Origin of the sequence: Microbacterium sp. Kw_RZR3 (assembly GCF_029222405.1) — a bacterium.
Classification (GTDB): domain Bacteria; phylum Actinomycetota; class Actinomycetes; order Actinomycetales; family Microbacteriaceae; genus Microbacterium.
Genome location: NZ_JARHXC010000077.1, coordinates 1 through 8,222 on the forward strand (window position 1 = coordinate 1; position 8,222 = coordinate 8,222).

9 protein-coding genes are annotated in these 8,222 nt (G+C 71.0%); 1 reads left to right on the forward strand and 8 read right to left on the reverse strand.

All coding sequences use genetic code 11. The features are described 5' to 3' along the window. Nucleotides 1–489: 489 nt before the first annotated feature. The 4 genes from P2P98_RS04000 to P2P98_RS04015 form a co-directional block, all read right to left on the reverse strand. Nucleotides 490–1,626, reverse strand: a complete 1,137-nt coding sequence (locus P2P98_RS04000; RefSeq protein WP_275797439.1) for a UDP-N-acetylmuramate dehydrogenase — start codon at nt 1,624–1,626, stop codon at nt 490–492. Beyond that, the gene (locus P2P98_RS04005; protein ID WP_275797440.1) at nt 1,626–2,030 is read right to left on the reverse strand and encodes a MaoC/PaaZ C-terminal domain-containing protein; all 405 of its coding nucleotides are present in this window, start codon (nt 2,028–2,030) and stop codon (nt 1,626–1,628) included. Before P2P98_RS04005 ends, P2P98_RS04000 begins: the two co-directional genes overlap by 1 nt. Then, a complete protein-coding gene (locus P2P98_RS04010) occupies nt 2,027–2,476 on the reverse strand; it encodes a MaoC family dehydratase N-terminal domain-containing protein (RefSeq protein ID WP_058597619.1) in 450 nt (149 codons plus the stop codon). Before P2P98_RS04010 ends, P2P98_RS04005 begins: the two co-directional genes overlap by 4 nt. A 64-nt stretch (nt 2,477–2,540) precedes the next feature. Next, a complete protein-coding gene (locus P2P98_RS04015; protein ID WP_275797443.1) occupies nt 2,541–3,347 on the reverse strand; it encodes a sulfite exporter TauE/SafE family protein in 807 nt (268 codons plus the stop codon). A 311-nt stretch (nt 3,348–3,658) separates the two neighbouring features. Here P2P98_RS04015 and P2P98_RS04020 point away from each other — a divergent pair, with 311 nt between their 5' ends. Beyond that, nucleotides 3,659–4,294 (forward strand): NAD(P)-binding domain-containing protein, encoded by a 636-nt coding sequence (locus P2P98_RS04020; protein ID WP_275797445.1) that lies wholly within the window; start codon nt 3,659–3,661, stop codon nt 4,292–4,294. A 348-nt stretch (nt 4,295–4,642) separates the two neighbouring features. Here P2P98_RS04020 and P2P98_RS04025 read toward each other — a convergent pair whose 3' ends face one another. The 4 genes from P2P98_RS04025 to P2P98_RS04040 all read right to left on the reverse strand — a co-directional run bounded on the left by P2P98_RS04025 (nt 4,643) and on the right by P2P98_RS04040 (nt 8,177). Next, a complete protein-coding gene (locus P2P98_RS04025) occupies nt 4,643–5,803 on the reverse strand; it encodes a cystathionine gamma-synthase (RefSeq protein WP_275797447.1) in 1,161 nt (386 codons plus the stop codon). Further along, nucleotides 5,800–6,804: a pyridoxal-phosphate dependent enzyme gene (locus tag P2P98_RS04030; RefSeq protein ID WP_275797449.1), complete on the reverse strand. Its 1,005-nt coding sequence runs from the start codon at nt 6,802–6,804 to the stop codon at nt 5,800–5,802. The genes P2P98_RS04025 and P2P98_RS04030 overlap by 4 nt, the downstream gene beginning before the upstream one ends. A gap of 132 nt (nt 6,805–6,936) precedes the next feature. Then, nucleotides 6,937–7,785: an SDR family oxidoreductase gene (locus P2P98_RS04035; RefSeq protein ID WP_275797450.1), complete on the reverse strand. Its 849-nt coding sequence runs from the start codon at nt 7,783–7,785 to the stop codon at nt 6,937–6,939. A gap of 71 nt (nt 7,786–7,856) precedes the next feature. Then, nucleotides 7,857–8,177, reverse strand: a complete 321-nt coding sequence (locus P2P98_RS04040; RefSeq protein WP_275797452.1) for a hypothetical protein — start codon at nt 8,175–8,177, stop codon at nt 7,857–7,859. Nucleotides 8,178–8,222: the final 45 nt, after the last annotated feature.

Consider the following 8,222-nt stretch of genomic DNA (forward strand, 5'->3'; position numbering starts at 1 on the left):
CCCGCCCGTCGGGTGGTCTCGGCGGCCGGGCGCTCCCGGTGGCCGGGCGGCCCCGGCGGCGCGGACCGTTAGGCGGAGTTCCGAGCCGACACACCGAGGCCCTGGCATCCGGAACCGGCGTGTCACCGCCGAACTCCGCACGACGGCACGCCCCCGCGGGCCTCACACCCCGCACCGGCACGCCCACGCCCCCCGAACCGTCACGCGGAGAACGGAACGACACGCCGAGTCCCCGGCATCCGGAACCGGCGCGTCACCGCCGAACTCCGCACGACGGCACAGCGGGATGCCGCCACGGCGGTCGGCCCCACGGCCCGCACCGCCCGCCGGCCCCCGAGCCGTCAGGCGGAGATCAGAACCGACACGCCGGGTCCCCGGCATCCCGAGCCGGCGTGTCACGACCAATCTCCGCACGACGGCACGCCCCGCGGCTAGCCCGACTCCCCGGCCCGCACGACGGGACGCCCGGGCCGCCCAGGGCGGCCTCGACTACAGCTCGACGTTGACCAGGACCGGCTCGGGCTGAAGGATCAGACCGAACTCGGAGTGCACGCGGCTCTGCACGAAGCGGGCGAGCTCGGCGATCTCGGCCGCCGTCGCCTCACCGCGGTTCGTCAGAGCGAGCGTGTGCTTGGTCGACAGGCCGGCGCGCGAGCGCGGGAACCGGAACCCGCGACGGAGTCCCGCGTTCTCGATCAGCCACGCGGCGCTCACCTTGACCTCGTGTCGCTCGACCGGGGGCGGGGGCAGGATGCCGTCGAACGCGGCGAGCGGGATCACGGTCACCGGATCGAGCACCGGCGCCATCGGCCATTTCGGGCACGCCTCGGGAAGGGTGCGGGCGAAGGCCTCGCTGACGATCGCGTTCTGGAAGAACGAGCCGGCGCTCCAGGTGTCGGGGTCTTCCGCGTCGAGGACCATGCCCTTGCGGGCGCGAGTCGCAAGGACGTGGTCGCGGATCCAGCGCAGTGACACGGCGTCATCGGCATCCAGGCCCAGCGCTCCACGAAGCTGGTCCCCCGTGATCGGACGTTCCCCCGCACCGACGCGCTCGAGCTCGAGAGTGACCGAGAGGATCACGGCTGAGCGGTCGGGGATCGACCCGTAGTGCTGCTTGAGCACCGACGTCCGGAAGCCGAGGCCGAGCTCGGCGGCCGAGACCACCGAGACGTCGCCCGTCGACTCGTCGATCAGCTCCACCTCGACGAGGGTCTGCACGATCTCCTGACCGTAGGCACCGACGTTCTGCACCGGCGCGGCACCGACGGTGCCCGGGATACCCGACATGGCCTCGATGCCCGCGAGACCCCGCTCGACGGTCTCGGCGACGAGCGCGTCCCAGTCGTGCCCGGCCTGCACGCGCAGGCGCACGGTGTCGGGGCGGGAGCCGGGGAGTTCTTCGATGCCGGTCGTGCGCACGCGGATGACGGTTCCCTCGAACGGCTCGTCGCCGACGAAGAGGTTCGAGCCGCCGCCGAGGACGAACCACTCGTCTCCGTCGGCCCAGACCTCGCGGAGCGCCGCGACGAGTTCGTCGGCCGTGCGCGCCTCGATGAGACGCGCGGGCTCGCGGCCGGTGCGCAGCGTCGTGAGCTGAGAGAGCGGGATCGGGGCGACCTCGGGCATCAGGCGAGCCGTACCCGCACCTGCGCCTTGCCGAGCACGGTGGTCTCGGCGAACGTGACGGTGAGGTCGATACGGGCGGTGTCGTCGTCGACGGCACCGACCTTCGCGCTGACGTGCAGATCGGCACCGGCCTCGGGGTCGACGACGACGGGACGTGTGAAGCGCACACCGTACTCGGCGATGCGTCCGCTGTCGCCCAGCGCGTCGGCGAGCGTGCCAACGGCGATGCCCATCGTGAGCATGCCGTGCGCGAGCACGCCCGGAAGCCCCACGGCGGCGGCGACGTCGTCGCGGTAGTGGATCGGGTTGAAGTCGCCCGACGCGCCCGCGTACCGCACGAGCGACTCGCGGGTCAGGTGCACGGAGCGCTCGGCGATGACCTCGCCCACGGTGAACTCGCTCATGCGCCGGCCTCCCCCGCCAGAAGAACGCTGGTGGTGGTCACGACGTGGGCGCCGGTGGCATCCACGATCTCCGCTTCGCTGGTGATCATGGCGTTGCCGCCCATCGACCGGATGCCGGTGACCGAGAGCGTTGCGACGAGCTCGTCGCCCGCGACGATCGGACGCGTGTAGCGGAAGCGCTGTTCCGCGTGCACGAGGCGGGACAGCTCGATGCCGGACTCGGGGTCGCCGAGCAGCTGCTGGAGGGTGAGGTCCTGCACGACCATCGCGAAGGTCGGCGGCGCGACGACATCGGCGTAGCCGAGAGCGCGGGCGGCCTCGGGGTCGGAATGCTGCGGAGCGTCGGCGAAGACGGCGCGGGCGAACTCGCGCACCTTCTCGCGGCCGACGAGGTACGGCGCGGTCGGCGGGAACACACGACCGACCAGTTCAGGATTCACGGGCACCGAACCAGTCTACGGCGGGGCGTCCGCCCGGTCCTGTCGGCCGAAGCCCGTGACGGCGGACGCGTCAGCGCTGGTGGCGCCCCCGCACCGCTTTGATGGCGATCTGCGTCGCGATGAAGACGAGGAAGATCGAGAACAGGACGTTCGCCACGAACGGATCGACGGCCTTCGCGATCTGCGCGCCGAGCGCGGTGGTCGTGCACGCGGCGATCCCGACGCAGGCGGCCGCCGCGAGGTCGACGTTCGAGCGACGAAGGTTGCCCACGGTGCCCGAGATCGCCGTCGGGATCATCATGAGCAACGAGGTTCCTTTGGCGACGAGATCGCTCGTGCCGAACAGCAGCAGCAGGGCGGGCACGACGATGATGCCGCCGCCGACGCCCAGAAGACCGGCCAGGATGCCGGTGACCACACCGAGCACGGCGAGACCGGGTCCGGTGATCCAGGTGAGCACGAGCTCGGCGTCGCGCGAAGGGATCACGAAGTACAGGCTCACGATGACGACGAGCAGGAACGCGACGAACGCCCAGCGCAACGCCGTCTGCGACAGCTTCGGCAGGAGCCACGTGCCGATCTGGGCACCGACCACGGCTCCGGCCGCGAGGATCAACGCGGGGATCCACGCGACGTGACCGTCGATGGCGTACGTGACGACGCCGACCGAGGCCGTCGGCACGATCGCCGCGAGCGACGTGCCCGCGGCGAAGCGCTGGTCGAAGCCCAGAAGCAGAACGAGGAGCGGCACGATGACGGTGCCCCCGCCCACGCCGAACAGTCCCGACATCAGGCCGGCGAGAAGACCGACGCCGATGCAGACGGCGAAGAAGCGGACGGAGCGCTGCGGGCGGGTGTCGGCGTGCACGAGGGTCAAGTCTGGCACTTCCCGCCCGCCCGCGCGGCGTCTGCCCTCGAGGCCGCGAGCACGGGAAAAGAAAGCGGCCCCCGGTGTCCGAAGCCGCGTCCACCGGGGGCCGTCGCCCTCGCAGGTCAAGCGGCACGGTGACCCGAACACCGGTCCGCGACCACTCGCGCGAGGGTGCGACAACACTGACAGTAGCGAGCGATATGACGCGACGACGCCCCATTGACACTGATATCTCGAACTGCTAGTTATTTAGAACGCGTATGACAATCCCACCCTTCGCGGGAATGCCCCTCCCGAACCCGCCGTTGATCCCGAGCATGACAACCGTAGGAATCATCGGAGCAGGACACATCGGCTCGGCCCTCGCCAAGGGCTTCGTCAACAACGGCTACGACGTGGTCATTGCCAACTCGCGCGGGCCCGAGACCCTCGCGGATCTCGTCGCGTCGATCGGCGATCGGGCGCGCGCGGCGACGGCACAGGATGCCGCGGAAGCCGGCGACTTCGTCGTCGTCACGGTGCCGTTGAAGGCCATCGGCGAGATCCCGGCCGCTCCCCTGGCGGGCAAGATCGTCCTCGACACGAACAACTACTACTTCGAGCGCGACGGACACATCGCCGCCCTCGACGAGAAGAAGACCACGACCTCGCAGATGCTGCAGGAGCACCTCCCCGAGTCGGTCGTCGTGAAGGCGTTCAACCACATCATGGCCGCCGACATCCTCACCGACGGCTCCCCCGCCGGCACCGACAACCGTCGCGCACTGGCGACCGCGAGCGACTCCGACGAGGGCGTCGCACTCATCACGCGTGTGTACGACGAGTTCGGCTTCGACACCGTCAACATCGGCTCGCTCAGCGAGAGCTGGCGCGTCGAGCGCGACCAGCCCGCGTACGTCGTGCGCCAGAACGCCGACGAGCTGACGCAGAATCTGGCACGCGCGGAGCGCTGACCGCGGCGGGCGCAGCCATCGCGACCGTCGCACGCTGCGGCCGCGACGGCGCGAGCCCCGGCGGGCGCGAGCTCCGCGCCCCGGCCCGCCGCACGCTCATAAACGCCGTTCGCTCACAGAAACACGCTCTCCCCATGTTTCTGTGAGCGAATCGCGTTCACGCGTGGATGCCGGGACCCCGGCGCCGCAACGAAATACCCCCGCCGCACGAACCGTGCTGCCGCCGGGGTTCGCGCAGCGGTATCGGTACGCGCTCATAAACACGATCCGCGCGCAGAAACACGCTCTCCCCGTGTTTCCGTGAGCGAATCGCGTTTACGCGTGGATGCCGGGACCCCGGCGTCCGACTCAGAGCGAAGCGAGCGCCCGGTCGACGTCGGCGACCAGGTCGTCGACCGACTCGATGCCGACCGACAGACGCACGATGGTGTCGGGCACCGCGAGCTCGGTCCCCCGCACGGAGGCGTGGGTCATGGCATCCGGGTAGTTCACCAGCGACTCGACCCCACCGAGCGACTCAGCGAGCGTGAACAGCTGCGTCGACTCGGCGAAGCGGCGCGCGGTGGCACCGTCGGCCAGCTCGAGCGACACGATGCCCCCGAAGCCGCTCATCTGCGACGCGGCGAGCGCGTGGCCCGGGTGCTCCGGCAGACCGGGGTAGTAGACGCGCGCGACGCGGTCGTGACCGGCGAGGTGCTCGGCCACGGCCTGCGCGTTCGAGCTGTGGCGCTGCATGCGCACCGCGAGCGTCTTGATGCCGCGCGTGGTCAGGTAGGCGTCGAACGGCCCCGAGACCGCACCGGCGGCGAACTGCAGGAACTGCACCTTCTCGGCGAGCTCCGCGTCGGCGAAGGCGAGCGCCCCGCCGACGACGTCGCTGTGGCCGCCGAGGTACTTCGTCGCCGAGTGCACGACGACATCGGCACCGAGCGAGATCGGACGTTGCAGGGCGGGCGACGCGAAGGTGTTGTCGACGACGACGATCGCGCCGGCCGCGTGGCCCAGGCGCGCCAGACCCGCGATGTCGGTGATGCGCAGCATCGGGTTGCTGGGGGTCTCGACCCAGACCATCTTCGGCGCGCGTTCCTCGATCGCCGCGGCGACGGCATCCAGGTCGCTCATGTCGACGACGCGCAGCTTCACGCCCCACGGGCCGAGCACGCGGGCGAGGAGGCGGTACGTTCCGCCGTACACGTCGTTGCCGAGGAGAACCTCGTCGCCGGGGACCAGGGCTGCGCGCAGCAGGGCGTCTTCGCCGGCGAGACCCGAGGCGAACGACAGCGCCCGGGCACCTCCCTCGAGGGCGGCGATCTGCGTCTCGAGCGCCGTCCGGGTGGGGTTACCGCTGCGGCCGTACTCGTATCCGCCGCGGAGGCCGCCGATGCCGTCTTGCGCGTAGGTCGTCGAGACGTGGATCGGCGGGATGACCGCCCCGGTGGTCTCGTCGAAGGCCTGGCCCGCGTGGACGGCGAGGCTGTCGAAGCCGCGGGCGGCGTCGTGGGTGCTCATGCGGAGTGCTCCTCGGAGGGGGTGGGAATGAGGGATGCCGTGGGCTCGACGTCGTAGCCGCGCGCGCGCATCCAGTCGTCGTCGAAGATCTTGCTGAGGTAGCCGCGTCCGTGATCCGGCAGCACGACGACCATGACCGCGTCGGCGGGGAGATCGCGGGCGACGCGAAGAGCGCCGACGACGGCCATGCCACTCGATCCCCCGACGAGCAGACCCTCCTCGCGGGCGAGGCGGCGGGTCATGGCGAACGACTCGGCGTCGGACACGCGCTCGTAGGCGTCGACGACGGTCGGGTCGAAAGCGGGCGGCCAGAAGTCCTCGCCGACGCCCTCGACGTCGTACCCGTGAATGTCGCCCCCCGAGTAGATCGAGCCGACGGGGTCGACACCGATGATGCGCACGGCGCCTCCGGCGACCTCGCGAAGGTACCGGCCGGTGCCGCTAATCGTGCCACCGGTCCCGACGCCGGCCACGAAGTGCGTCAGCTGCCCATCGGTGTCGCGCCAGATCTCGGGCCCGGTGGTCTCGTAGTGGCTGCGGGGCCCGTTCGGGTTCGCGTACTGGTTGGGCTTGAAGGCGCCGGGGATCTCGCGCACGAGGCGGTCGGACACGCTGTAGTAGGAGTTCGGGTCGTCGGGCTCGACGTTGGTCGGGGTCACCACGACCTCGGCCCCGTACGCCCGCAGGACCGCACGCTTGTCCTCGGCGACCTTGTCGGGGACGACGAACACGCACCGGTACCCGCGCTGCTGGGCCACGAGCGCGAGACCCACGCCGGTGTTGCCGCTGGTCGGCTCGACGATCACGCCACCCGGCTTCAGGTGTCCGTCACGCTCGGCGGCGTCGATGATGTTGGCGGCGATCCGGTCTTTCGCCGAACCACCGGGGTTGACGTACTCGATCTTCGCGAGGACCGTGGCGGCGATGCCGTCGGTGACGCGGGTGAGACGGACGAGGGGGGTGTTGCCGACGAGGTCGGCGACGCTCTGGGCGTAACGCACGGTGGCATCCTGAGGGGTTTGTGCGCCCATACGGGCGCGGCTGACGGGGTCGTCGAAAGAGAACGCGGAGAGGCGTTCAGCGACAACAGCGACAGGTCAGCACGCCGCCAGCATACCCGACGCCGACGATGCTCACGCGACAGCGCCCAGGAACTCCTCGAAGCTCTGCGCCGGCCGACCCGTGACCCGCTCGACATCGCTCGAGACGCCGGCCAGGTCGCCGCTCGCGATGGCGGTGTAGGTGCTCACCCACGCGTCGACCTGCCAGCGGGGAGCGCCGAACGCCGCGCGCGAGGCGTAGGCCTCGTCAACCGTCTCGTCGAGGAAGCGCACGGGGTGGCCGCGGACGGCCGAGATCTTCTCGGCCACCTCGGCCATGGTCAGGGCTTCGGGGCCGGTCAGGTCGTATGCGGTGTCGGCGTGCGCGGTGGGATCGAGCAGGACCGACACGGCCGTCGCCGCGACGTCGGAGCGCGAGACCAGCGAGCACCGCCCGTCGCCCGCGGGGCCCCGGATGACACCGTCGTCGCCCGCGAAGAGCTCCATCATGTCCATGTAGAAGTTGTCGCGCAGGAACGTCCACCGCATGCCCGAGGCGCGGATGATCTCCTCGGTCGCCGCGTGATCACGGCCCAGAGTGAACACGGCGTCCGGAGCGGCCGCGAGGAACGACGTGTAGACGATCGAGCGGACGCCCGCCGCGGCGGCGGCCTCGACGAACTCGCGGTGGTGCTCGACGCGGTCGGCCGTCTCGGAGGCCGAGACCATGAAGAGCGTCTCGACGCCGCTCAGCGCCGCGCGAGCGGCATCCGTGTCCGAGTACCGGGCCACGTGCACCTCGGCGCCCTCGAGCGCCGGAGCACGCGAGGCGTCGCGCACCAGAAGACGCTGCGGGATGCCGCGGGCGGCGAGATCGCGGGCGACACGGCCACCGACGGCTCCGGTGGAGCCGGTGACGGCGATGACGGGCGGCGTGGGCATTCGGCCTCCGGGGTCTGGGAGCGGTGCTTCTAGCGTATTGCGCCGTCCCTTTGCCGGGGCCGAGAAGATGTTCAGGAGGCGGGCGCCACCAGCCGGCCGACACGGACCCGTACGGTCGCCGCCGCTGCCGCTTCGTCGGTGCCGCGCACCGCAGCGGCGACCGCGGAAGCGACCGCGACCGAGTCGTCCTGGGTCGAGACGCCGATGCAGACGGTGATCGAACGTGCACCGTCGACGTCGTCGACCGCCGCGAGGGATCCTTCGGTGTCGACGGCGCGCTCGACGGCGCGGGCGACGAGCGGGCGTGCCGAGTACATCTCCCGCACCCCCTCGGTGGCGGTGACGGCGAGGTCGATGCGCGGCGCGAGGGCAGCGGTGGTCAGCTCGGTCATTGGTCTTCCTCTCCGTCGACGTGGACGTCGCCCACGGTGACGTCC

What these genes read in the sequence shown, in the direction of transcription:
- P2P98_RS04000 (WP_275797439.1), bottom strand. Translation starts at nt 1,626, where the DNA reads ATGCCCGAGGTCGCCCCGATCCCGCTCTCTCAGCTCACGACGCTGCGC.
- P2P98_RS04005 (WP_275797440.1), bottom strand. Translation starts at nt 2,030, where the DNA reads ATGAGCGAGTTCACCGTGGGCGAGGTCATCGCCGAGCGCTCCGTGCAC.
- P2P98_RS04020 (WP_275797445.1), top strand. Translation starts at nt 3,659, where the DNA reads ATGACAACCGTAGGAATCATCGGAGCAGGACACATCGGCTCGGCCCTC.
- P2P98_RS04025 (WP_275797447.1), bottom strand. Translation starts at nt 5,803, where the DNA reads ATGAGCACCCACGACGCCGCCCGCGGCTTCGACAGCCTCGCCGTCCAC.
- P2P98_RS04035 (WP_275797450.1), bottom strand. Translation starts at nt 7,785, where the DNA reads ATGCCCACGCCGCCCGTCATCGCCGTCACCGGCTCCACCGGAGCCGTC.
- P2P98_RS04040 (WP_275797452.1), bottom strand. Translation starts at nt 8,177, where the DNA reads ATGACCGAGCTGACCACCGCTGCCCTCGCGCCGCGCATCGACCTCGCC.